20 protein-coding genes are annotated in these 24,705 nt (G+C 62.5%); 9 read left to right on the plus strand and 11 right to left on the minus strand.

All coding sequences use genetic code 11. The features are described from left to right. Positions 1-127: 127 nt before the first annotated feature. Entirely contained in the window at positions 128-946 is an 819-nt protein-coding gene (locus tag MRX98_RS10775) for a pseudouridine synthase (protein WP_246907173.1), read from the plus strand. On the opposite strand, the gene MRX98_RS10780 is transcribed toward MRX98_RS10775, so the two are convergent. Next, complete coding sequence (locus MRX98_RS10780) at positions 943-1,665, minus strand: uracil-DNA glycosylase family protein (protein WP_246907175.1); 723 nt, start codon at positions 1,663-1,665, stop codon at positions 943-945. The genes MRX98_RS10775 and MRX98_RS10780 overlap by 4 nt on opposite strands. A 106-nt stretch (positions 1,666-1,771) precedes the next feature. Between MRX98_RS10780 and MRX98_RS10785 the strand changes: the two genes are divergently transcribed. After that, the gene (locus MRX98_RS10785) at positions 1,772-2,080 is read left to right on the plus strand and encodes a hypothetical protein (RefSeq protein WP_246907177.1); all 309 of its coding nucleotides are present in this window, start codon (positions 1,772-1,774) and stop codon (positions 2,078-2,080) included. Here the strand turns inward: MRX98_RS10785 and mutM are convergent. From mutM to MRX98_RS10810, 5 genes are all read right to left on the minus strand, one after another. Continuing rightward, on the minus strand, positions 2,062-2,904 hold the full coding sequence (gene mutM, locus MRX98_RS10790; protein WP_246907199.1) for a bifunctional DNA-formamidopyrimidine glycosylase/DNA-(apurinic or apyrimidinic site) lyase: 843 nt from the start codon (positions 2,902-2,904) through the stop codon (positions 2,062-2,064). The two genes, MRX98_RS10785 and mutM, sit on opposite strands and share 19 nt — an antisense overlap. 5 nt (positions 2,905-2,909) lie before the next feature. After that, positions 2,910-4,232, minus strand: a complete 1,323-nt coding sequence (locus MRX98_RS10795) for a DUF1015 domain-containing protein (RefSeq protein ID WP_246907201.1) — start codon at positions 4,230-4,232, stop codon at positions 2,910-2,912. 517 nt (positions 4,233-4,749) lie between these two features. Next, positions 4,750-7,218, minus strand: a complete 2,469-nt coding sequence (locus MRX98_RS10800; RefSeq protein ID WP_246907203.1) for a GAF domain-containing protein — start codon at positions 7,216-7,218, stop codon at positions 4,750-4,752. A gap of 17 nt (positions 7,219-7,235) precedes the next feature. Beyond that, positions 7,236-8,885, minus strand: a complete 1,650-nt coding sequence (locus MRX98_RS10805; protein ID WP_246907205.1) for an HAD-IA family hydrolase — start codon at positions 8,883-8,885, stop codon at positions 7,236-7,238. 12 nt (positions 8,886-8,897) lie between these two features. Beyond that, positions 8,898-9,110 (minus strand): hypothetical protein, encoded by a 213-nt coding sequence (locus tag MRX98_RS10810; protein ID WP_246907211.1) that lies wholly within the window; start codon positions 9,108-9,110, stop codon positions 8,898-8,900. Positions 9,111-9,355: 245 nt separating this feature from the next. Here MRX98_RS10810 and MRX98_RS10815 point away from each other — a divergent pair, with 245 nt between their 5' ends. From MRX98_RS10815 to MRX98_RS10845, 7 genes are all read left to right on the plus strand, one after another. Then, complete coding sequence (locus MRX98_RS10815) at positions 9,356-10,369, plus strand: GAF domain-containing protein (protein ID WP_246907213.1); 1,014 nt, start codon at positions 9,356-9,358, stop codon at positions 10,367-10,369. After that, entirely contained in the window at positions 10,366-11,013 is a 648-nt protein-coding gene (locus tag MRX98_RS10820; RefSeq protein ID WP_246907215.1) for a metallophosphoesterase family protein, read from the plus strand. Before MRX98_RS10815 ends, MRX98_RS10820 begins: the two co-directional genes overlap by 4 nt. 368 nt (positions 11,014-11,381) lie before the next feature. Then, the gene (locus MRX98_RS10825; RefSeq protein ID WP_246907217.1) at positions 11,382-12,179 is read left to right on the plus strand and encodes an IclR family transcriptional regulator; all 798 of its coding nucleotides are present in this window, start codon (positions 11,382-11,384) and stop codon (positions 12,177-12,179) included. Beyond that, entirely contained in the window at positions 12,176-13,675 is a 1,500-nt protein-coding gene (locus tag MRX98_RS10830; protein WP_246907224.1) for a class I adenylate-forming enzyme family protein, read from the plus strand. Before MRX98_RS10825 ends, MRX98_RS10830 begins: the two co-directional genes overlap by 4 nt. Positions 13,676-13,753: 78 nt before the next feature. Further along, positions 13,754-14,722 (plus strand): TAXI family TRAP transporter solute-binding subunit, encoded by a 969-nt coding sequence (locus tag MRX98_RS10835; protein ID WP_246907232.1) that lies wholly within the window; start codon positions 13,754-13,756, stop codon positions 14,720-14,722. A 39-nt stretch (positions 14,723-14,761) separates the two neighbouring features. Beyond that, positions 14,762-15,358 carry a DUF1850 domain-containing protein gene (locus MRX98_RS10840; RefSeq protein WP_246907238.1) on the plus strand — a complete coding sequence of 199 codons (597 nt, stop codon included), beginning with the start codon at positions 14,762-14,764 and terminating at the stop codon, positions 15,356-15,358. Next, positions 15,355-17,280, plus strand: coding sequence for a TRAP transporter permease (locus MRX98_RS10845; RefSeq protein WP_246907239.1), 1,926 nt, complete (start codon positions 15,355-15,357; stop codon positions 17,278-17,280). The genes MRX98_RS10840 and MRX98_RS10845 overlap by 4 nt, the downstream gene beginning before the upstream one ends. 31 nt (positions 17,281-17,311) lie before the next feature. Here the strand turns inward: MRX98_RS10845 and MRX98_RS10850 are convergent, their stop codons facing one another. The 5 genes from MRX98_RS10850 to MRX98_RS10870 all read right to left on the minus strand — a co-directional run bounded on the left by MRX98_RS10850 (position 17,312) and on the right by MRX98_RS10870 (position 24,606). Continuing rightward, positions 17,312-18,331, minus strand: coding sequence for a GGDEF domain-containing protein (locus MRX98_RS10850; RefSeq protein ID WP_246907242.1), 1,020 nt, complete (start codon positions 18,329-18,331; stop codon positions 17,312-17,314). A 63-nt stretch (positions 18,332-18,394) separates the two neighbouring features. Further along, positions 18,395-20,740 carry a penicillin acylase family protein gene (locus MRX98_RS10855; RefSeq protein ID WP_246907247.1) on the minus strand — a complete coding sequence of 782 codons (2,346 nt, stop codon included), beginning with the start codon at positions 20,738-20,740 and terminating at the stop codon, positions 18,395-18,397. 37 nt (positions 20,741-20,777) lie between these two features. Then, positions 20,778-23,228, minus strand: a complete 2,451-nt coding sequence (locus MRX98_RS10860; RefSeq protein ID WP_246907249.1) for an ATP-binding protein — start codon at positions 23,226-23,228, stop codon at positions 20,778-20,780. A 70-nt stretch (positions 23,229-23,298) separates the two neighbouring features. Further along, positions 23,299-23,934, minus strand: coding sequence for a LemA family protein (locus MRX98_RS10865; RefSeq protein ID WP_246907257.1), 636 nt, complete (start codon positions 23,932-23,934; stop codon positions 23,299-23,301). Between the two features lie 18 nt (positions 23,935-23,952). Beyond that, positions 23,953-24,606: an MBL fold metallo-hydrolase gene (locus tag MRX98_RS10870; protein ID WP_246907259.1), complete on the minus strand. Its 654-nt coding sequence runs from the start codon at positions 24,604-24,606 to the stop codon at positions 23,953-23,955. Between the last annotated feature and the right edge of the window lie 99 nt (positions 24,607-24,705).

Here is a 24,705-nt window from a genome sequence, read left to right on the forward strand (position 1 = left end):
AGTTCCGTTTCGCGTCTCGGTTCGCTTCGATTTCGACAGCGATAACCATTTCGATTTCGCGTTCCAACGGGGCATGCCCCGTCTCGGGCTTTGTAGATGACCGCGTAACTTCTTGGAATTGATCACCATGCCGCCGCAAATGCACCGTATCTCCGTCACCCACCCGGTACCCGACTCGGCCTGCGCGGCCGTGGCGGCGGGGGCCGGGATATCGAAAGGTGCGGCCAAGCGCGCCATGAACCAGGGGGCGGTTTGGCTGCAACGCGGCCGGCGCAAAATGCAGCGGTTGCGCCGTGCGACCAGCGCCCTGCGCCCCGGCGATCTGCTGCTGTTTTACCACGATCCGGCCATTCTCGCCCTTTCCCCGCCGGCGGCCCGTTGCGAAAAGGATTGCCGGGATTACAGCATCTGGTTCAAGCCGGCGGGACTGTTGACCCAGGGGACCCGCTTCGGCGACCACTGCGCCTTGTTGCGCCAGGTGGAACGCCATTTCAACGGCCGGCGGCCGGCACTGCCGGTGCATCGCCTGGACCGGGAAGCAGCGGGTCTCGTGCTGGTGGCGCACCACAGCAAAGCCGCGGCCCGCCTGTCCGACCTGCTCCGCTTCCGCGCGATTGTAAAAACCTATCGCATTCAAGTCCTCGGCCGCCTGGGGGATCGGGGTGCGACAGGATCCATCGACCTGGCCCTGGACGGCAAAGCGGCCGGCACCGACTACACCGTTCTGGAATACGACCCCCACACGGATCGGACAACGGCGCGAATCATTTTGCAGACCGGCCGCCTGCACCAGATCCGACGCCACCTGGCCGCCATCGGTCACCCGGTCATGGGCGATTCCCGCTACGGCCAGGGCAACCGGCACCCGGACGGTTTGCAATTGGTGGCCGACCGCCTGGCCTTCGATTGTCCCTTCGGCCACGGGCCCATCGACATCGCGATTTAACCCAAGACCACCCCCATGGCGGCCAACTCCTTTTCGATCAGGTCGGCCCAACCGGCATTGGCCTTTGGATTGGCCGGGCTGGGGTGAGCGATCCGCCCCACCGGGAGATTTAGGTGGGCCAGCGCCTTGGCGGCCTGCTGGGCGGCGAAGGCGCCCACGCCGACCACCCTGCGGGGTTTGAACAAGGCCACGGTTTCCGCCAAGGCCGCATCGCAGGCCGCCAGCAGCGGTTCCCGTTCCGCCGGCGGCAGTTTGTCGGGGGTGCGGTTGCGGCCGCTCTCCTCCATGAACACCAAGGGGCAGTAATTGGCCACCCAGAAACGGCCGAAAAAACGCTCCGGCGTGCCGAAACGCGATTTTGCCCAGCCCCACAACCGTTGCCCGCTGACCTCCCCCCGCCGGCACGCGAAGCCTTCGATGGGCCGTTTGGGATGGGGCCTGGCCGGTTGCCCGACCGCCGCCCGAATATCCAGCCAGCGGGTGACCATCTCCACGTCACCGAAGGGTATCCCGGTCTGGGCCATGCCCCACGGCCCCGGATTCATTCCCAGCAGCAACACTTCCCGGCCCTCCCCCGCATAGCGTGCGGCATAGGCCAGGTGGGCCTCACGGGCGTAGGTCAGCGGATTGTACACGCTGTGGACCGGCGGCGCGAAACGCAAAGGGGCCAATCGGGCCGTCAAGCGATCGATAATGGTGGCCATGGTGTCGGGTCGCAATGGCAAATGTCCCTAAACTTTTAAGGTTGGTGTGACGATAGATATAGCAGCGGCGTCCGTCGTCATCAGCCTCGGATCGCCGCAATTTCGCCCCAGAGGGATATTTATGATGACTGAAACAGAACGCCACCGGCGCCCCCAAACCGTGGACGAAGCCGCGCAGCGCTTGATTTCGGATCTTTTGGTCCAGCAGCTCAAGGCCTTGTCCCGCATGGACGAAGCCGCGTTTGACGACCTCTGTGACACCGTGACGCCGACCCTGTTGGACGAGTTCGAAATCTGGGAAGGCAACGATGCCCTGCTCTCCTCCTGCTACCAGCGCTGCGCCGATGACTGCGCCGATCCGGCCCGCATCATTCTTAACAGGGTCAAGGAGATCCTGCGCGACTTCAACGGCTACCTGGTGATTTCCTGAGGTTGACACCGCCTGCAGAGGTGGGTGCTGCGCTGGGCGACTTGCATCCGCTCGATGGTCCCGCCGCAGCGGGGGCAGGGCCGGCCGGTGCGGCGAAACACCTTCAATTGATCCGCATTGCGGCCCGCGCCGCCCACCGGCGAATGGAAATTGGTCTGCCCGCTGCCCAGGGTGGTGCCGCCGTTGCGCACCCCTTGGCGCAAAACCCGCCGCATGGCGCGATGCAAGGCGCGAATCTGCGCCGGTGACAAGGTGTGCGCCGCGCACAGAGGATGGATGCGCGCCGCCCACAGGGTCTCGTCCACGTATATGTTCCCCAGTCCGGCCACCACGCTCTGATCCAACAACAACGGCTTGATGGCGCGCCGCCGCCCGGCCAAGGCCTCGGCCAATCGCCGGGCGGTGAAGTCGTTCGCCAAAGGCTCGGGCCCAAGCCGCGCCAGCAAAGGGGCCGGATCCTGCAGCAGGTAAAAGCGACCGAATTTGCGGGTGTCGTGAAACCACAGCCGGCGACCGTCATCCAGAAGCAACACCACATGGACATGCTTGCCGGCAGTACGGTTGTCCGCGATCACCTCGAAGCGCCCGGTCATGCGCAGATGCACGGCCAGCACCCTGCCCTGGTCCAGCTCCCACAGAATGAACTTGGCCCGCCGCCGGATGGCCCGGATGGTGCGCCCGACCACGCGGCGTTTGAACTGTTCGGGAGAGAGGTCGGCAATGGTGGCGGGCCAGCGCACCCGCACCCCGGTAATCCGCCGTCCGACCAATCGGGCCGCGCACAGATCCCGCACCACGGTTTCGACTTCGGGCAGTTCGGGCACGAGGGCTACCGCAACCTGTTGAAGACCAACCCGCTGATCACCTTGGGGTAGAAGTAGGTGGATTTGCGCGGCATGATCAAACCGCTTTCCGCCACCCGCCGCACCTGCTCGATGCGCGTCGGATTGAGAATGAACGCCACCGCCGCCTCGCCCCGGTCCACGGCCTGAAGGGCATCCCGGTTGCTGGTGCGGTAGATGATGCGGGTGGCATCGTCCATGTATGCTTGATCGAAACCCATCAAGTGCATCAAGATCAAATGGGTCAACACGGTCACATCCAAATCGCGCAACGCCGATGGCGGATCGTCACCGAACAGCTGCTCCATGACCCCCTCTTTCAACGCCATCACCTGGAATACAGCGGGGCGCTTGGTGTAGAAACCGATGGCATGCCGGTGGGCCATCTCGGGCAAAAGAGTGTTGAATCGCGCCAGGGCAGCGTCGATGCCGCCGGCGAGATCCACGGGCAACAGATCGAAATATTGCGGCGCCTTGGCCAGCAAATCGGCCACCGCGCCCTCCGGCACCTCCCTGATCAGCCGGTGGGCGGGCAAAATAGTCATGCCCGGGTCCTCCATGCTGCTCAAGCTCATCATGACGAAATTGGACGGATGATCGTCAGTGAAGTCCGGCTGGGTCTCGCGAACCCACTGGCGGTAGTTCAAGGCGGTTTCATAGCGATGGTGGCCGTCGGCGATGTAAATGCGCTTGTCGGCGAAGAAACGGGAAGCGGCGCTGATCACGGCCGGGTCGCCGACATGCCACAAACGATGGCGGTGGCCGCTGTCATCCACCAGATCGACATCCGGACGCTGCCCGTCGGCGATCGCTCCCAAGCGGTCCAGCAGGGATTTTCCTTGGGTGAACAGGCCGAACACCGGGCTGAAATTGGCATGGCAGGCCTTACGCAACAGCAGCCGCTCGCTCTTGACCTTGGAAAAAGTGCGCTCGTGTGGCAGAATGATGCCCTTGTCGAAGGGTTCCAAACGCACCCGGCCGATCAGCCCGAAACGCCGCAAAGTGCGCCCCTCCACTTCATAGTCAACGGTGGTCAGGTAGAACCCCTTTTCGCTGTCCTCGATCAACACCCCTTCCGACTGCCATTGCCGGAAGTCACGGGCGGCGCGCAACCGCACATTGTCCCTATCGTCATCCTGCGGCCGGGCAAGCCCCAGCACCAGGCGAATCACGTTGTTGGGATGGCGCCGGTAGAACCCTTCCTGCGCCTCGGGGGATATCACATCGTAGGGCGGTGCAACCACATCGGCCATATCGCCGATCCGCCGCGGATTATAGCGAATACCCTGAAAGGGAACCACTTCTGCCATGGATCGATCCTTTGTTCGTTGGTAAAAAGGCAGCTTGCACGCTGTTGAAAGCTGCCGATGCGCTGCCGTACCGCCCCGTCGCGGCCCCGACGGCCCTGATGCAAACCTGCGCCCCGCGTCCACGCAAACATGGAAAATACCGTCGTGCAGCACGCCTGGCCGAAGACCGGCGGCCGGCCCGAAGTCGAGCTGGGCAATATCAGTATTGGTACACCAAGTCAAATGGCGGGCGCCCCGGCAAAGGATGACCGACGGACGGCACTGCACGCCGTGGACCAGCACGGCCGGCAATCCCACGCAGGGGCACGGCATGCCGTGTCCTGGTGCAAACGCCCACCCTTTTCGCCAACCTCGCTCACCGGGAACGGCGTGCCGTGCCCCTGCGTGGCGTTGAAAGAGCTATCTGTTCGCCCACCCCCAGCCTCCTAAAATCGATCGAAGTACTTGATCGTCCATCTTTCATGTTGCTCGAGATCCCGTGCTGCCGGTTTCCGCCGGGTCAACCGCTGGGCGGCGATCAGCTCCTCACTTCACCTTCCAAGGCCCGGCGCACCCAATGGGCCAACTTTTGCAGTGAAAATGGTTTCTGAATGAAGGAAACCCCTGCCTCCAGCACGCCTTGGTGTGCGATCACATCGGCCGTGTAGCCGGACATGAAAAGGCGTCGCATTTCCGGGTAAAGGGACAGCAGGTGTTCGGCCAGATCGCGGCCGTTCATCTCCGGCATCACCACGTCGGTCATCAGCAGGTCGATCCGCCCGGCATGCGCCCGCGCCTGCTCGATGGCCGCCCCCGGCGTGCCGGCCGGTAAAACGGTGTACCCCAAGCGCTGCAGCATGAGGGTGGTCATGCGCAGAACGGATGGTTCGTCTTCCACCAGCAGAATGGTCTCCCGGCCGTCGCCGGGATCCGCCTTGGGCTGCACCGCCGCAGCCGGCCGATCCGGCGTTGTGCAGCGGGGCAGGTGGATCGCCAGGGTGGCCCCCTGCCCCGGCGCGCTGTGCACCTGGATGAAACCGCTGTTCTGCTTGACTACGCCGTACACCGTGGCCAAGCCCAGACCGGTGCCCAGGCCCACCGGCTTGGTGGTGAAAAAGGGATCGAAAAGGTTGTCGATGGTGGCCCGATCCATGCCGCAACCGTCGTCCCGCACGGACAAGCGCACGAAATCGCCGAAAAGGGGCACTTCCGGATCCGCGGAGGGTTCCCCGTCCAGGGTCACATTCTCGGTCGTGATGGTGATGGTGCCCAGCCCGTCGATGGCATCACGGGCATTGACACACAGATTGGCCAGCACCTGGTCGATCTGGGTCGGATCCACCTTGACCGGCCACAGCCCGCCGGCCGGGTGCCATTCGAGGGCGATCGCCTCGCCGATCAGGCGGCGCAACATTTTAAGGGCCGCCTCCACCACGGCATTGAGATCCAACACCCTGGGGCGCACCGTCTGTTTGCGCGCAAAGGTCAGCAACTGGCGTGTCAGTTCGGCACTGCGGCCGGCGGCGGCATGAATCTCCGTCAGGTCTTCATGGATCGGTTCACCTGGCGCCGTTCGGCTCATGGCCAATTCCGCATGGCCGAGGATGACCCCCAGCATGTTGTTGAAATCGTGGGCCACGCCGCCTGCCAGCCGCCCCACGGATTCCAGTTTCTGCACCTGGAGCAACTGGGCCTGGAGCCGCTCCTTTTCCGTTTCCGCCCGCTTGCGCTCGGTTTCGTCGTAAATCAGGGAGAGCATCACCGGGCGGCCGTCGAGGGTGATGGTCTCTGTGGACCACAGCGCATGAATACGTTCTCCGGATTTGCTCACAAATTGCACCGGCGCCTCCTTGATCGCCCCCTTTTGGCGTAGCAGCGCCACCATCCGGTCCCGGTCGGCGGGATCGGCCCAAATACCCACCTCCTTGGAGGTATGTCCCAGCAGTTCCTCGCGGCTATGGCCCAACATCCGCACCCAGCAATCGTTGACGTCGATGAAGCGGCCGGAATCGATCTCTGAAATCACCAAGGGCGCCGGACTGGACAGGAAGGCCTTGGCAAAGCGGGCCTGGCTCTCCCGCAAGGCCTGCTCCACCCGCTTGGTGCGGATGATTTTCCACAAACCGTCCATCAACAAGGTCAACTGCTGGACATCGCTTTCGTCGTAGGGAGCCGGCTTGTTGCCCACCCCGGCTACAAGGACGATCCGCCCCTCCTCCAGCACGGGTAGGTTCATGTGGCGCGATATCGGCAGATGGCCTTCAGGATACCCTTTTTTAAACGCATTGGGCGCGGCGTAATCATTGGTGATGACGGGTTTGCGTTGCCGGATCGCCTCGCCCCATAGACCGGTTTCGGCCACCTTGTAGTGGACCTTCTTGTCCAGGGCGTTGCAAGTCTGCATGGCTTCGCGGGACCAGGAGTACATGGTCATCACCGTCTCGTCTTCGTTGACGAAAGCCAGATAGCCGATCCGGCTGTTGGTGAGCGCCACCGCCTGTTCCAGGGCAAAGTCGGTGATCACGTTTTCCGGCTGGTCGGTCATTTGCGACAAGGCGAGCAAACCGGCCGTGCGCTGCTCGTTGGTGCGCCGCTCGCGGGCGGCTACCAGCCGTTCGCCGATGTCCGTGAAAACAACCACATGCAGCGTATCCGTGGCGGCCATGCGAAATTCGATCTCGCGCATGCCGCCATCCTTGCACCGCACCGGGAAAATCATCGGCGGTGTTTCGGAACGGTTGCGCTGCGCCTCGGCGGCGGCCGCGGCCCATTGCCGCCGCGCGTCCACGCGCAGACCGGCGTCGGGATAGGCGGCCGGCCACCAGGCCTCCTGGTCCGGAATATCCTCGATGGTGTAGCCGAAGAGATCGACGAACTTGCGGTTGACGTAGAGGGTCCGCCCCCGGGTGTCCCCGAGCAGAATGCCCACCGGAATCGTTTCCAGAATCGTCTTCAACGCATCGTACCCGACATCAAGGTCGTGGGTGGATGGATCGCCTGGGTGCATGCCGATCCCCTTTCGGATCAGATCGTCGTGAATAAGCGGGCAATCTCGTCGGTCTCGAACCGCGGCCAGCGGACGGGCTCTTCCATGCGGCAGGCCGTGATGCCCGGCGGTGCCGCCAGCACCTCGCCGATGTGCTCGACGGCGACCTTTTCGGCACGCAGCCGGGCCAGCAACCGTGGGCCGTCGGCCGCGCGGCAGGCGATCAGCAGGCTGCCCGAACCGATCACCCCGAGGGGATCCAGGCCCAGGGCGGCACAAAAGCGGCGCGTCAAATCCAGGACCGGAATGCGGTCCATGTCGACCCGAATGCCGTGCCCACCGGCGATGCTCAACTCTTCCAGGGCCGTGGCCAAGCCGCCTTCGGTCACATCGTGCATGGCCGTGGCCAAGCCGCCTTGCGCCGCGATCCGCGCTTCGGCCAGAATTCCAATTTGGTCCAGCAAATCCCGCCCGGCGGCGATATCCGCCGCGGCGATGCCGGCCTGCGCCAGGTAGGGCCCGAACTCGCGGGCCATGATGGCCGTGCCTTCCACGGCCACCCCCTTGGTCAGCAACACCCAATCGCCGGGTTGCATCCGTTGTTTGTCGATCAGGTCGGCCCGACGCACCGTGCCGGCCATCATGCCCACCACCACGAGCCGCTGCACCGCGTCACTGATCTCGGTGTGCCCGCCGCAGAGCGTGATGCCCAATTCGCGGCAGGTGGCGCCCAAGGCCTGCATGGTGGATCGCACCCGGGAAGGCGTAGTGCCGACGGGCCACAACAGGGTGGTGAGCAGCCAGCGCGGCTGCGCGCCGGCGGTGGCGATATCGTTGGCGTTGACCAGCACCGCATACCGGCCGATGGCATCGTTGGCGAAGGTAATGGGGTCCGATTTGAGGATCAACACCTCATCGGCGGGCATTTCGACGGCGGCGATGTCCTCCCCCACACCCGGCTGGATCAACACCGATGGGTCCGCGCATCGGATGTCCGCCAGATATTCACCCAGCATGTGGTTGGGCAGCTTGCCCGGCGGCAAGGGCAATCCGTCGCTGACGATGGGCCAAAGTTCATCCAGGTGTCTTATCCGATAATCGCAGGCGACATCCTTCAAACGCGGGTCGTCTTGTGAATCCAGCAAGACGGTTAGGGCGCCGGCGGCTTGACCGGCCGCCATATCGAGGTAAAAATCCCCCACCACCAACACCTCGTGGGGCGCCACGTTGAACCGTTCGGCCGCATGGCGAACGCCGTCGCCGGCCGGCTTGGGCGCGACGGGGTCGTCGCGGGTCAGCACCAAGTCGAAATCGGCGCAGGTCAATCCAGTGAAGTTGTCCAGGGCGCGCAACACCGCCTCGCGGCTGTTGCGTGTCAAAACGGCGACCTTCAACCCGCGCGCCTTGAGCCAATGGACCAGTTCTTCCGCCTTGTCATTGGGACGGGAAGCGGCCGCGCCGTCCGCTTCGAAGCGATCCAGCGCCGCACGCGCCGTTTGCCGTTGTCGGGCATCCGTCAGTCCGGCGATGAATTCCAGGACCGGCATGCCCTCCGGGCAGCCGATCTGCTTGCGAATCACCTTGAAATCCAGCGCCCCCGGCCGGGTGATGGTGCCGTCGAAATCCAAAACCACAAGCCGCAGGCGATACCCCCCCGCGACGCTCACCGTCCGCACCCGGCCGGGCATAGTCGTGCGCACCTAGCGAATGGTGCGAAATTTATCGTGCCAGGCGCAGGCATTGCAGAAGGTCTCCGTACCATCGTTGATTTCCGGACAGTTCTCCAAATCCATCTCCGCATCGAAACAAACCTCTCCATCCCGGCATTCGAATTCATAAATATCGTAGACATCGTCCGGGTGTTTCACATAAAAACGCCGGCAGCCGCAAAGCGGGCATTTGGCATCCGCCATATCGCACCTCCAACCTGTTGGATGATCTTGAACCCCTGAAAAAGTTCCCGCATGAGATGCATACTAGCGGAAACCCAATTGGACTGCAACCATTAACACCGGGCAGCAGCGACACCAAACCCCCTTTTTTTCATTGACGCCCGCATTCGGTCAACCTACTATTCGAAACGCATAGCAAATGACTCAACCGGGCGCGCACGACCCACAGCGTGGCTTGCGCATCGGCAACAGCGGAGACGTTACCAATGGCATTGGAAGACAAATCGCAATTTCTGGAACTGTTCATCGAAGTGACCAAAACCATCACCTCCAGCCTGGATCCCGACGAACTGTTCGATCTGATCGTTCGTAAAACCCCCGCCATCTTCAAGGTGGACGCGGCCACCATCCGCCTGCTGGACGGCGCGGGCCGACACCTGATACTGCAAGCGGCCTGCGGCCTGAGCGACGCCTATCTCAACCGCGGCACCATCGACACCGAAGAACCGGTTTTCAAGGCGCTCAAGGGAGAACCCATGGCGATCGAGGACGCGGGCAACGACCCGCGGATCAATCACCCCGAGGCCACCCGGCAGGAAGGCATCCGCACCATTCTGCTGGTGCCCATCCCCATCCGGGGAGAAATCAACGGCATTTTGCGTCTGCTGACCAAACAGCCTCGCAGCTACAGCCGGGACGAGATGGCCTGCGCCGCCGCCCTGGGCGAACAGTGCGGCATCGCCATCGAGAACGCCCGCATTTTCAAGGAGCAGCAGACCCAGCTCAATTACTTCAAGGCGATTCACGAAATCGGCAAAACCATCAATGCCACCTACGAGCTGGACACCATCCTGGAGTTGGTCGTGACGCGTCTGCCCAAGGTGATGAACCTCAAGGCGGCCACCATCCGTCTCATCGAAACCCCGCGCGGCAAGCTGACCCTCAAGGCCGCCCACGGCCTCAGCCAAGCCTACCTGGAACGGGGCCCGCTGGACGAAGAGTTGGCCACCTACTACCTCAAACAGGGCGAACCGGTGGTAATTCCCGATGCCCGCAAGGACATCCACACCATCTACCATGAAGAAGCCGCCCGCGAAGGGATCCGCAGCATCCTGGCCGTGCCCGTCAGCGTGCAGGACGACATCATCGGCGTACTGCGCCTGCTCACGGAACAGGTGCGCTACTTCTCCCCCGCCGACATCAACTTCGCCATGGCGGTGGGCGAACAGATGGGCGTCGCCATCCAGCGCGCCCTGGACTACAGCAAGATGAACCCATGATGCGCCTGCTCGCCGTCGCCGACCTGCACGCCAAGCCGGAGCGCCTGATTCGTCTGGCGGAAGCCGTGGCCCGCCACCGCCCGGATCTGCTGGTGGTGGCCGGCGACATCTGCAATTTCCTGCGGCCGCGCCCGGTGTACGCCCGGCTCGACGCCCTGGGCCTGCCGGTACTCACCGTACGGGGCAACACCGATCGCGCCTGGCACGACCGCATCCTCAAGGACTATCACCGCATCCAATCCCTGCACAAACGCACCGTCACGTTCCAAGGATGCCCCTTCGTGGGGATCTCCGGCACCCTGCCCCTGCCCTTTCGCACCCGATTGGGACTTTTTGAAGACAAATGGATAACATCCGTCGCCCCCCTGATCACGCCCCACACCATCCTGGTCACCCACCCACCCCCTTTCGGCACCCACGACCGGGTCCTCGGGCGCCACTCCGCCGGATCGCGGGGCGTGGCCCGCCTGATTCGCCAAACCCGCCCCCGGCTGCTGCTCTGCGGCCACATCCACGAAGACCCCGGAACAACGCGAATCGGTTCGACGCTGGTGGTAAACTGCAATGTGGCAGGGGGGACAGGGGCCGTTATCGATATGGATCCGCAGGGTATTAGCGCTACCACAGTTCGGGATGTGGACTAGCGGGCAGTTATAAGGTCAAAGGCCCTGGCGGGCGGTTTTAAGTTTTAGGGCCCTGGGGGCAGTGTTAAGTTTTAAGTGTTAAGTTTTAAGTTATTGTATTCTATCGTTTTATGGAGTTGCAAGAGCGTTTTTCCTGCCATAAAAGCGAGATCGCCTGCTCTCGCACGGAGGCGGTCGTTCAACGCTTCACGAACAACCTGATTCACGAACAGCACGATAATCGAATGCTTACTTCCCGCACCATCGGTGAAGCAACTTCATTATCTTCCTTTCGCTCATCTATTTGACGTTTTTATAATTTTTGATTTGACATCCTTTTCTGCGCGCGTCTATAAATCCATATACGCCATACGGAACAGGATACCGCCATGCGTGATAAAAATCACATCCAGTCCCTGGAACGCGGCTTGCGCATCCTCGAGTTGGTGGGTGAAGCGCCCGACCCCCTCACTTTGACCGAAATCGCCGGTCGGATGGGTTTGAACAAGACCACGACCCAACGGTTTCTCAACACCCTCTGCGCCTTGGGCTATTTGAACCGCAACGAACACAAGCGTTTCGTCTGGGGCCACCGTGTCCTGCACCTGGGCTACAAATATCTGAACGACACCCACCTGGTGCAGATCGCTCAGCCTTTCATCGACACCTTCTCGGCGTCGGTGGCGGGCACCATCAATCTGGCCGTGCTGGAGCAAGACACAGTGCTGTTCATCTACCGCAAGGAGGTCCGCCGGTTCCTGAAATACGACCTGCATCCCGGTTCCAGGCTGCCGGCCCACTGCACCGCCTCCGGCAAGGCGTTGCTGGCATCGCTGCCGGACGACGAACTGCGCCAAGCCCTCGACCGGATGCCCCTGGAGCGCGCCACCGCGCGCACCATCACCGCCAAGGCGGCCTTATGGGATGATTTAATGGCAACCCGAAAGCGGGGTTACAGCATTTGTGATCGGGAGCTTTCCATGGACCTGGTTTCCATGGGTGTCGCGCTCTATGACAACCGAGGCGAGGTCTTGGCGGCCATGAATGTCTCCCTGGATGCAGCCGCCGTGGAGAAAGACCATCTCCGGAAAGTGGCCGCCCGGCTGCTGCAGACCGGGGCTTCCATTTCAAAGGCGCTGGGCTATCCAGGGAACCGACACCAAGCGGAACAAGGTGTGCCCACATGAACGTCGGCTATCTGCTTTACAACAGTGCAGCGAAGTTTCCACACCGGGAAGCCATCGTCTCCCATCAGGGACGCTTGGATTACCAGCGGTTCGAGCAGCGGGTCGCCCGCCTTGCCGGGGCCATGCTGTCCGCCGGCCTGCAACGGGGCGAACGGGTCGCCATCCTCTATTTGAACGGCGCCCCTTTCGTGGAAACCTATTTTGCCGCGGTCCGGGTGGGGCTGGTCGCCACGCCGGTCAACTTTCGCCTGGTGGGGCCCGAGATCGCCTACATTCTCGACGACAGCGGCGCCGCGGCGCTGTTCCACGGGCCGGAGTTCGCCGATACAGTGGCCGAAATCCGTCCCGCCTGTCCGGCTCTGCGCCTGGTGGTGGGGCCGTCGCAAGCCGATTACGAACACTTTCTGGAATCAGGGACGGCCGCGCCCTACGATCCCAAGGTCGCCCCATCCGACCCTTGTCAAATCATGTACACCTCGGGCACCACCGGCAAGCCCAAGGGGGCTGTGCTAACCCACGACAACATCCTGTGGAACCTGGTCAACACCATGACGGGCCGCAAGGACCGGGAAGGCCGCAACGCCGTGATCGTGGGTCCCCTGTCCCACACCGCCGCCCTCAACAACCACCTGACCATTCAGGTGGCCCTGGGCGGCAAGAGCGTGCTGGTCAGCCGTTTCGATCCGGAAGCACTGCTGCGCATCATCGAGCAGGAGCGCATCAACCTGATATCCGGGGCACCGGCGTTCTACAACCTGCTGCTGCAGGAACCCCGTGCCTGGGATTACGAACGCACTTCCATTACCACCTGCACGGCGGGCGCCGACAAGTTGACGGCCGAGACCAAGCGGCGTTTGATGGATTTCTTCCCCAACATCCAGGGCGTCTTCGATGTCTACGGGTGCACCGAGGCGTCCCCCTCCATCACCATCCTGGATGACCGGGAATCCTTGACCCGTCACGGTTCCGTCGGCCGACCGCTGCCCTTTTTGGAAGCACAAATCGTGGATCCCACCGGACAGCCGCTGGGTGCCGATGAAGTGGGCGAAGTGGTGGTGCGGGGCCCCAATGTCATGGCGGGCTACCACGGCAACCCGGAGGCCACCGCCAAGGCGATCCGCGACGGCCGGCTCTTCACCGGCGACTTGGCGCGCATGGACGAGGATGGCTTCTTTTATATCGTCGACCGTATGAAGGACATGATCGTCAGCGGCGGCGAAAACATCTACCCGCGGGAAATCGAAGAAGTACTGGTCGCCCACCCCGCCGTAGCCGATGCCGTGGTGGTGGGGGAACCCGATGAGTTGTGGGGGGAATCGGTCAAGGCCGTGGTGGTGGTCAAACCCGGGGCGCACCTCGCGGCCGATGAGGTGGTGCGCCACTGCAAGGCCCACCTGGCGAGCTACAAAAAGCCACGCAAGGTGGTTTTCATGGCGGACCTGCCGCGAACCGCCTCTGGCAAAGTGATCAAGCACGAACTCAAGCACATCACATAGGCGGCGCTGCCGCCCGCCGCAGGATATCCTTCCAGCCGGTCGGCACGCCACAACGCGCTTCCATCACAGGAGGAGAACATGAAAACAAGAACGAGACGCACTGCAATGGCCATTGGATTGACACTTCTTCTCATACTCGGTCTCGGCCTGCAACCGGCGGCGGCCGACGAACGCATCGCCATCGGGACCGCCTCGACCGGGGGCACATGGTACCCGCTGGGTGGCGGGGTGGCCAACATGATCAACAAATACATCGAGGGCTACTATGCGGCCGCCCACCCCTCCGGCGCATCCATCGAAAACATCCGGGCCATCGTCAAGAAGCAGGATGCCCTGGCCCTGTCCATGCCGGACACCGCCTTTCAAGCCTACCGCGGGCTGGAGGCGTTCGAAGGAAAGCCGGTCAAGGAACTGCGGGGCCTGCTGGCCACCTACCCCATTGACATCCAATTTTACACCCTGGCCAAAAGCGACATCCGCACCATCAAGGACCTGAAAGGCAAGAAGGTGGCCGTGGGGGCACCGGGCAGCGGCACCGAAGCCATGGCCCGCTATGTGCTCAACGTTTACGGTCTGACCTACGACGACATCGACGAGCGCTTTCTGTCGGCCACCGAAACCAGCGAAGCGATCAAGGACGGCAACATCGATGTGGGCATCGTCACCCTGGGCACCCCGGCCCCCACCTTGATGGATCTGTCCAGCCAGCGGGACATCCGCTTCCTGGACATCGAACCCGATGTGGCCGAGGCGATCAACAAGGAATTCCCGGCCTATTTTCCGACCACCATTCCGGCCGGCACCTACACCAAACAAGACAAGCCGCATCACACCCTCTCATGGATGGGACTTTTCGTGGTGCACCAGGACATGAGCGAGCAGTTTGCCTATGACATCCTGCGAGCGGTTTTCGACCACAAGGATGAGCTGGACAAAATCCATTCCCAGTTCAAAAAAATCACGGTCGAGAATTCCGTCAAAGGCATGTCGATTCCCTGGCATCCAGGCGCGGAGAAGTTTTTCAAGGAACGGGGCGTGCTGCAGTAAACGTCGGCCGAAAACCGCCAAAACCGGAGCCGAGCAAAATTGCACAAGCGACGAATGATCATCTGGAGTGCGGTGCTGACAGCCATGGTCGCGGCAGGGCTATGGCTGTCGGCGCCCGAATATCGCCTCATGGTCCGCGAATGCCTGAGCGAGCGCACCCTTGCACAGATCGCGATCCCGCGGGACAGCGATTTCGCCGTTCGTTTCCACCACTCCTATGATCGGGCATTTTTCCGGGAGCACTACCACCTGGAAGCGCATGGTGCGCTGACGCTGACCCGCATGAGCTTCAAATCGGCCTTGAACGGGCAGGGGTTCGATTTAGGCACCTATCGTTCCCTGCCCGACGGCTCGGCCGAACTGGCCGATATCGATCGCCCTGTGAAGGAGATCGTCTTTCGTTTGGGATCACCGGACCTGGCCAACCACACCCTCGTCCTGCCGGCGGGGGAAGTGCGGCTGCTCGATCATGCCCAAGCCGGGGACCTGATTTGCATCACCGCTGCCGCACAGCCGCGCTGGCGCCGATGGTTTGCGCCATCGTCCGCCGCCAAAGCGCAACACACTGAAAAGCAAGCGACACCCACAACCGTTTCCCTCGGGAAACGGCCAGCCCCTGCACAGGAGCCACGATGACCACCGACACGCCGTCTCCACTGCGCGACATGCTGCAGACGATCATCCGCATCGTCGCCCTCAGCATGGCCGTCTTCCAAATCTACACCGCCCACTTCGGTCTCTTTTCGGCCATGGTCCAGCGACCTGTGCACCTTGCCTTCGCCTGCACCCTGGTGCTGCTGATCTACCCCGCGGCGCCCGATTACTACAAAAGCCGGCCCTATCCCCTGATCCTGAGAATCTTCGACGTCCTGTTGATCGGGCTCAGTATCTGGGCGCTGATCCACCTGACCTTCACTTACAAGACCCTGGCGGTGCGCGGTGGCGTGGCCTCCGCCACCGACTTGTGGATGGGCGGCCTGATCATCGTACTGGTGCTCGAATGCACCCGCCGCCTCATGGGCATGGCACTGCCCCTGATCGCCTTGGCCGCCCTGGCCTATGCCCGCTATGGCGATCTCATTCCAGGCAAATGGGGACACTTCCCCCTCGACCTGGAGCAGATCCTCAGCTACCAGTATCTGACCATGGAAGGCCTATTCGGCATACCGCTGGGCGTCAGCGCCAGTTTCATCTTCATCTTTATCCTCTTCGGCGCTTTTCTGGTGGCTTCCGGCACCGGTGAATTCTTCATCCAGTTCGCCAACGCCATCGCCGGCCATTTGCGCGGCGGACCGGCCAAGGTGGCGGTTTTCAGCTCCGCCTTTTTCGGCAGCATCAGCGGGTCGGCGGTGGCCAATGTGGTCAGCACCGGCTCCTACACCATACCGCTGATGAAGAAGATCGGCTACCGCAAGCGGTTCGCCGCCGCCGTCGAGGCGGTCTCCTCCACCGGCGGCCAGTTCGCCCCGCCGGTCATGGGGGCGGCGGCCTTCATCATGGCCGACATGCTGGGCGTGCCTTATCTCGAGGTGGTCAAGGCGGCCATCGTGCCGGCGGGTCTCTACTTCTTCGCCCTGTTCTGGATGGTGCACATGGAAGCCCTGAATGAGGGGTTGCGGGGGCTGAACAAGGAAGAGTTGCCCCACCTTTGGCCCGTGCTGCGATCCGGCGGGCATCTCATACTGCCGGCCTTCATCCTGGTGGGACTGCTGGTCATGGGCTACTCACCGATGAAGTGCGGCCTGTGGGCCACCGTGGCGGTCTGGGTCGTCAGCGCCCTGAAGAAGAAAACCCGCATGGGACTCGGGCAGGTGCTCAAGGCGATGGAAAACGGCGCCCGGGGCTGCCTGGAAGTGGCCCTGGCCTGCGCCTGCGCCGGCATCGTCATCGGCTGCGTGACCCAGACCGGCCTGGGGCTGATGTTTTCGGGGCTGGTCATCGAGGCGGCCGGCGGCCGGCTGCTGCCGTCCCTGATACTGGTGATGATCGCTTCACTGATTCTCGGCATGGGGCTGACCACCTCGGCGGCCTACATCCTCACCGTCATTCTGGGCGGCCCCGTGCTCGTGGAGATGGGAGTGCATCCCCTGGCGGCCCACATGTTCGTGTTCTACTATGCCTGCCTCTCCTGCATCACCCCGCCGGTGGCCCTGGCCGCCTTCGCCGGTGCCGCCGTGGCCGGCTCGCGGCCCTTCCCCACCGGCTTCGAATCCATGCGCCTGGCGTCCGTGGCCTACCTGGTGCCGTTCTTTTTTGTCTACAGCCCGGTGCTGATCTGGAAAGGCAGCGCCGGTGCCATCCTGATGGCCACCATCACCGCCACTTTCGGTACCCTGGCCTTGGGATCGGCCATGATGGGTTTCATGTTGCGGCGCTTGAACCTCTTGTTCCGGCTGTTGCTGCTCATCGCCGGCCTGGGATTGATCAAGCCGGGGCTGGCCACCGACCTTTTCGCGGCCGTGGTGTTGGGGGGCATCTATTTTTACCAACGCTGGGAAAGCAAAACGGCCCCACCCATCGAAGCGCCTGTCAAGAGCCGAGAGGCGGTGAAAAGATAACGGGCGCCGGGGGATGAGCGGACGGCATGCCTCAGGAAGCCACCGAAAGGCAATCGCGGCCCGCCGCCTTGGCCGCGTAAAGCGCCTTGTCGGCGCGCTGCATCAATTGTTCTCCCGTCTCGCCTTTTTGCAAACAAGCCACCCCGAGGGAGACGGTCACGCGGCCCAGCTTTTCTTCGCTGCCGGCTTTTTTGAGTCGCGCCGCTGAGAAAAAAGCACGGATGTTTTCAGCCACCGCCCGAGCCCCTTCCAAAGTCGTGTCGGGCAGCAGGACGGCGAACTCCTCGCCGCCGATGCGGGCCACGAAATCCCCGCCCCGCACCTGGCGCTTGAGGGTTTGGGCGGTGAAGCGCAGCACGTCGTCGCCCACCACGTGGCCGTGCAGATCATTGAACTGTTTGAAATGATCGATGTCGATGCTCAGCAGGCACAACCCCCTGGACCCTTCGCCCGTCTCTTCGATCATCCGCTGCAACGTCTCATCGAAAGCCTTGCGATTGCCCACGCCCGTGAGAAAATCCCGCAGCGCTTCGCTGCGCACCTGTTCGAAATTCCGGCGCAAGGTGGTCAACTCGCCGGTGATGGTATCGATCTTTTGCTGCGCCGTCTTGCCGAAGGCCACCAGGGCCTTGGTCTCGGTAATGATATGGGCGACGATGGTCTTGATGTCCTCGACGGCCACCTCGCGGGTCAGCAAATCCATGGAGTCCGACAGGAAGGTCTCGTAGTGGGCGGTCTCGCCCTTGATCGCCGCGATTTCCTGCAGAATGGCAAGCAGCACCTGCAGCAGGGATTCGCGCAGTTGCTTGAGCTCCCGGGCCTCACGGCCGAATCCGAACTTCTCATACAATGCGGTGTTGCGGGCATCGGTGAAGGGTTCACCGCCGTCGATCAGGCTCTCCAACGTTTGCTGCAGTTCCTTGTTGTCGCCGGCGGCGTAGCTGTACCATACCGCGAAGTTTTGGGGAGTGATCGGCACGCCGTGCCGGGCCATCAGCGGCAGCACGATGCGCGCCAGGCTCTTGGAGGCATTTTCATTGCATCCCGTCATGTTCGCCAACCCGTTTGCAAGCCGTAGGTGATCCAACCGTTCCGCGAAGACCCTTTCAGGGCATCACCGCGCGCTGTTGTCGAAGGTCATGCGATATACCACAGGCGCATCCTCCATGGCAAAATATTCATGCCGCCGCCAGGCATCGGTCATGTCGGTGTAATGGTCGCTCATGAAGTGCTCGTTCTGGCCGGTGATCAGCATCATGTAGCCTTTGGGGGCCGGGTCGAAGCGCACGATGATTCTGGGCGCGGAGGCCAGGTCGGCCGTGAAGGGGGGCGCCACCTCGCTGAAGCGCGCGCGGTTGTTGGTTTCGCCGTCGCCTTCGAAGGGAAAGGGGCCGACGTTAACGAGAGGCCGCAACAGAGCGGATCGGCCCAGCACGTGATCGAAGCGGATATGGTGCACTTCGCCCCACACCCAGGACCGGGGATCGGCGTTGCCGAAATGGGCCTCCAGCAAGGCGCAGGTCTCCGCGAAGGCCCGGATGGCGATGTCCGACACCCCTTCCACTTGATCGGCGGTGCGCAGGTCGTCGAAAAAAGGGTCTTCGGTTGCAACCATGTGCAGAAAACGCTCCATGCTGATGTAGCGCTCGGCGATGTATTCCGCCGCCAGATCGTGCCCCAGTTCGTCCACCAGGGTCTGGTAGGCGAAGCGCACATAGAAGGTGTTGTAGATGGCGGCCGCGGGCGAGTCGATGCGGTTGTCGCCGTCCCAGGCCGCGAGCAGATCGAACGCTTGGCGCATTTGCGGGCGGTCGGGGGCGATGGTCACATGCCGTTGGATCAGCCCCACCACCTTGTGCGCCAGCACCGAACGGGTGTCGGTCTGCATGCGCTGCATGTGGGCGACGTCCAGGGCCTCTCCTTCCCTGATCATCCGGGCGATGTTGTCGTAACGATAGCCCGGGGCGTAGGTGCCGTTGAGCGGATGGGGGTAGTCGTGCACGTTTTTGTTGTTGGCGGAAATGATGAAACCCCGATCCGGATTTTTCAGCATGGGATACTGATCGTCGGGCACGTTGCCCTTCCAATTGCGGTGCGTCTGCCGACCGTCGGCGATGAAATTGCCGCTGCCGGGAGTGCGCAGCGGCAAAGAACCGATGACCCGGAAGGCGATGTTGCCCTGGTCGTCGGCATAGGTCAGGTTCTGGGGCGAGATGCGCAACCGTTCCGCGCCGGCCATGAACCCATTATAATCGCGGGCCGCGTTCATCAGGAAGAAGCCCTCGAAATCGATGGCATCGAACCCGGCCCAGTCCAGGCTCACGTCGAACCCCAGCCCCTGGAAGACTTCCGTCAGCACCGGTTTGTCGCCCACAAAATAAACGGTGCGTTTGACCGGCTCCTTGCGGCCCTTGACTTCAAAAGCGAAATGCTTCTCTGCGAGGGGGTGGTCCTCCCCTTGGAAGCGGTAGGTCTTGTTGTCCCAATCGATCTGCTCGCGGAACAGATCCACCATGTCGGCGCCCTGGTTGGTGAGCCCCCAGGCGCAATGGCGATTGTACCCCGAGGCGATGAAGGGCAAGCCCACCACCTGGGCGCCGGTCACATCAAAATCGCCCGCCTTGACGCGAATCAGGTAGAAGTCGTTGGGCATTTTCGACTGGTGCACCTGCATGTCGCTGCAGAACAGGGCGCCGCCGTGGGCGGTGCGGTCCGGCGCCAGGGCCCAACTGTTGGAGGCCGAGCGGCTGCCCAGCAGGGGACCGAAGCTTTGCACCAGCGCGGCGAGTGCTTGGTGATCCACGGCCCCGGCCGCTTCACCGTCGATGATGGTGGGGGTGTCCGGCGGCACGTAGTTGAGCAGCCGCCGGGCTTGCACCGGGCCCACCTTGTCGATAATGCGCTGGTACAGCAGTTCGTGCTTCATGTTGTAGGCCAAGCTCCAGTTGAGCATCATGCCCACCAGCACCGAATCGGATATCTCCCAGCGTTCGGCCTGCATGCCGAGCAGGATCATGTAGAGGTGGCGTCCGTTGGTCTCCTGGTAGTGATTGATGCCGTCCACATAGCGCTGGTAGAGGGTGCGAAAGCGCGCATCGAGCTGATCGGCATAGGCCTTGGCCCGCTCCTCGAAGCCGACGCCGCGCAGGAAGATGTCCTTGGTCAGGGCCTCCTCGCCGGCAAAGGCCGAGATGCGCCCCTGGCCCACCCGGCGGGTGAACGCCATCTGGAATTGACGGTCCTGGGCATTGACGTAGCCCCAGGCGAAAAAAAGATCTTCCATGTTTTGCGCCGTAATGGTGGGCACGGCGTAGCTGTTGCGCGTCACTTCCACGGGGGCGGTCAATCCCGGTGCGCGAATCACGGCATTGTAATCGGGCACTCCTTTGCGCAAAAAGAGATACCCGCCGACAGCGATCAGCACCAGGATAAGGATCACAATCAAGAAGGCTTTTTTCATTGGCATTCCTCAATGCGGTAATGAAGGCGATTGGCGGCTATTGCAGCGCGATTCCCAGTGGTTCCGCAATGCCCGACAAGGCCACGCGCCAAGGGGTCCAGGCCAATCCCATCTCCTCGATGCGGAGGTCGGCCTTGCGCGGGGCCACCGCTTCGGCCGTGATGGTCAACTGGTCGGGGTGGTATTCTGCTTCCACCTTTTGCAATGCTTTCTGAAAATCGGTTTCCAGTTGCGCCAGTCGATCCTGTTCCAGCGCCAGCGCCTGTTCGGCGCGTTCCAACTCGCCTTTGCGGGCGACGGAGCGTTGGGCCCGGTTGGCGGTGGTCACGGCGCGCCCGATATTGCCGGCCGAGGCCACTTTGCGTCCCAGCACCGCGCCCAGCAAAACGGCGCCGAAGGAGAGTGCCGTCTGCACCTTTTCCCGGCGGACATGATCGGAATTGCGTGCACAACGCTCTTCCGCCCGACGGACACGATCTTGGGCCGTGGCGAAGGATTTGGCGAATTGCGTGCGCGCTTTCTCCACGGCCAGGTCCCGTTGCTCTCTGACCCGATGGACCAGCCGCCCACGGAACTCCCCTTCCCGCTCCCCGGCTTGGGACCACTCTTTGAGTGACGGGCAGTGGAACAGCGTCAAAGGGCAGTTGCGGTAGACATGCTCCTGCAACGCCTTGCCCCATAGGGCGTACTGTTTCGCGCTGATGCTCGCTGCGGGAAGGGCTTCGTATTCGCCCTGCGCGGGCGCCTCGGGCAAGAGGGCCATCTCCCGCACCTCACCCGACCGGCTTTGCGGCCAGTCCAAATCGCCCCCGGCGGCAGCAAAGGGAATGAGAAAACCCCGGTTGTGCCAAAAATCGGTTTTGGAGCGCGGGTGCACATAGTGCAGTTGGGCCGCGCCGTAAACCCATGGCCGGAAAACCAGCCGATGGTTGCTGCCCGCGGCCTCCCGCAAGCCGACAAAGTATTGGGGAATTTGCGGCGGCACGACCGGCGCGGCATCGGACGCCCCCAACGGTGACGCCGTGGGGGCCATTGCCGCGGAAATAGCGGCCGCACGTCGCCCGAACGCTTTGTCGGCGGCCGTCAGGCTTTGAATCTGTTGGCGGGTCAACGGCCCCCGCAAATAGGAGAGGCACCAGCGGGTCTGGAAAAGGGTGGGGCTTTGATCATGAACATTGTGCATCAGAAATTGACGACCGCCCAATCCTGACACAATGGAATCCAGCATTCGGCGGTCGAAACGCACACCCGAGGTTGCGGAAGCGCTCTCCAATCCATCCAGCACCCGCATCTTGTCCCGTTCGGACTGCAACCGGCCGATGAACCAGGTACCGGTATTGCCGAGCCCCTTGTAATCCAGGTCAACGGGATTCTGGGTGGCCAGCAGCACCCCGAGACCAAAGGCGCGGGCCTGTTTGAGCAGTGTCAGCATGGGCCTTTTGCTGGGCGGTTCGGCAGTGGGCGGAAAATAGCCGAAGATCTCGTCCATGAAGAAGAGTGCCCGCAGGCTGGAAGTGCCCGGCTGGCGGCGCGCCCAGGAAAGTACTTCGTTGAGCAGTATGGTAACGAAGAACATCCGTTCGGCGTCGGAAAGGTGAGCGATGGACAGAATGGCGATACGGGGCTTGCCATCGGCCGTATAAAGCAACCGGCCCACATCCAGGGGCTCGCCCTCCATCCAGCCTGCAAAACCGGGGGAGGCCATCAAATTGTTGACCCGCATGGCCAGTGCCATGCGGTCTTTGATCGGAAAAAATTGCTCCAGATTGAACACCCCCACCATGTCGAAGGGCGGCGCCTGAATCTGCCGAATGAGGTTTGTCAGATCCAACTCGACGCCGGCCGTCCATGCCCGGTCCAGGATCTTGGCCAGCAGGATGTGTTCCCGGCTGTTGACCGGATCGTCTTCGATGCCCAGCAGCGCCAGCAGGCCGGTCACCACGGACATGACCCGCTCGCGCATGGCATCCGCATCGTCCAGGATGGCGGCACTCGGCGGATCGAAAGAGCGCAGCACCGTCAATGGCATGCCGGCATTGCTGCCGGGGGTGTAAATGGTCACCTCCGCCGCTTCCCGGAAACGGGCGATCCGGTTGCCGTCCTGCCCCCACTGAGCCAGTCCCTCCTGCCAGCGGCGGGCGGTTGCGTCTGCGTGGGCCTCGATGGTGATGCCTTTGCGGGCCGCTTCATCCGCTTCCACCCAGGGGAGAAAAACTTCGGGCCGCAGCTGCGGAAAGGTGAGCAGCAAGTTGCCCAGATCCCCCTTGGGATCGACGGCGATGGCCGGAATGCCGTCGATGGCCGCCTCTTCCAGGAGGGCGAGGCAAAGACCGGTTTTGCCGCTGCCGGTCATTCCCACGCACACCCCATGGGTGGTCAAATCCTTGGCATCATAAAGCAGCGGTTCATCCAGCAGGCTTCCCTGTTGCGGATCGACGAGGCGGCCCAGATAGAAAAGTCCCAACTTCTCGAAATCCTTCGCGGCCACGGGCATCTCCTTTACAGATGGATAGGCATTTGCAAGGCAGTCGACATCTTCATGATGGCGCAAAGGCGGGTCAGGGATCCGGACCGCCGCCGAAGCCGGGCCCACGTTCCGGCTCGGGCCGCGGGGCGGCGCCGCCGCCTCCGTTACGGGAAGCGGCGAAGCCCACCGTCGGCATTTCCCGTTGGGTGGCCAGGTCCAGGGAGAAGTAGTTTTGCTTGCCGAACCCGAACTTGGCGGCGATCACCGAAGCGGGAAACGATTCCACCAGTGTGTTGAAGCGACCGACAAAACGGTTGTAGTGATTGCGCGCCTTCTGGATATCTTCTTCGATTTCGTCCAGGCTCTGGTGCAAGGCGATGAAATTGCCGCTGGCCTTCAGGTCCGGGTAGGCTTCGGCCAGCGCCAACAAGCCGCTTAGGGATTCCGAGATGCGGCTCTCTTGATCGGCCCGGCCGAGATTGTCCGCCGAACGGGCCAGGTAGTCGCCCTTGCTGCGCATGATCTGGGCTTCGTGCTCGCTGTACCCTTCGATCACCCGGATCAGATTGGGGATCAGGTTGAAGCGCCGTTTCAAAGCCACATCAATGCCGCTCCAGGCCTCTTCGATGCCGTTCTTATACTTGATGAATTCGTTGTAGGTCTTGATCGGCCAAACAATGGCGATGATCAGGAAAAAAGCGCCGAAGATGAGAAAAGGCGCAATCATGGGCGTGATCCTTTCAGGTCAACGAGCGTGATGCAGCACCCACACCTCGATGCCGCCGGTGGGCAGATCTGCGGCCGTCACTTCCACCTCGCTTTTCTCCAACCGTTTGACCCGGCGCATGCGGCCCAGGAAGTCGTCAACGCCGGTGATGGGAAAGCGGCACTTCTCGGTTTTAAAGTGCATGGGGATCACCACCTTGGGCGCGACGGCCTCGGCCACCAGGACCGCACTGGCGGCATCCACGGTGTAGGTGCCGCCCACCGGCAGCAGCAGCAGATCCACCGTACCGATGGCCTGGAGCTGTTCGGCGCTCAACTGGTGCCCCAGATCGCCGGCGAAACAGATACGCACGCCGTCCACCGTGAAGACGAAGATGGTGTTGGCGCCCCGCTCGGCGCCGGCGGCGGTGTCGTGGTAGGTCGCCACCCCCGTGACGGCGATATTCTTGACCGTTCCCGAGCCCTTGAGCACCACCGGTGCACCGCCCAGCGCAGCCACATGATTGTGGTCGGGATGATCATGACTGACCAGCACCCCGTCGGCCCGATCATCCACCGGCGCATACAACAGCGCCCCTTCATAGGCATCACGGTTGTAGGGATCGGTCACCAGCACCGTGCCGTCCGCGGCGGTGATGGTGAAACTGGCATGGCCGTTCCATTTGATCTTCATGAAGAACCTCCTTGCAAGCGATTGGCGTTAATCCATAACATTATAGGCCCATGCGCGGTCACTGTCGACAACCAATTCCAACCCGTATGGCCGCTACAC

The organism is Desulfatitalea alkaliphila, assembly GCF_022968795.1.
Taxonomy (GTDB): domain Bacteria; phylum Desulfobacterota; class Desulfobacteria; order Desulfobacterales; family Desulfosarcinaceae; genus Desulfatitalea; species Desulfatitalea alkaliphila.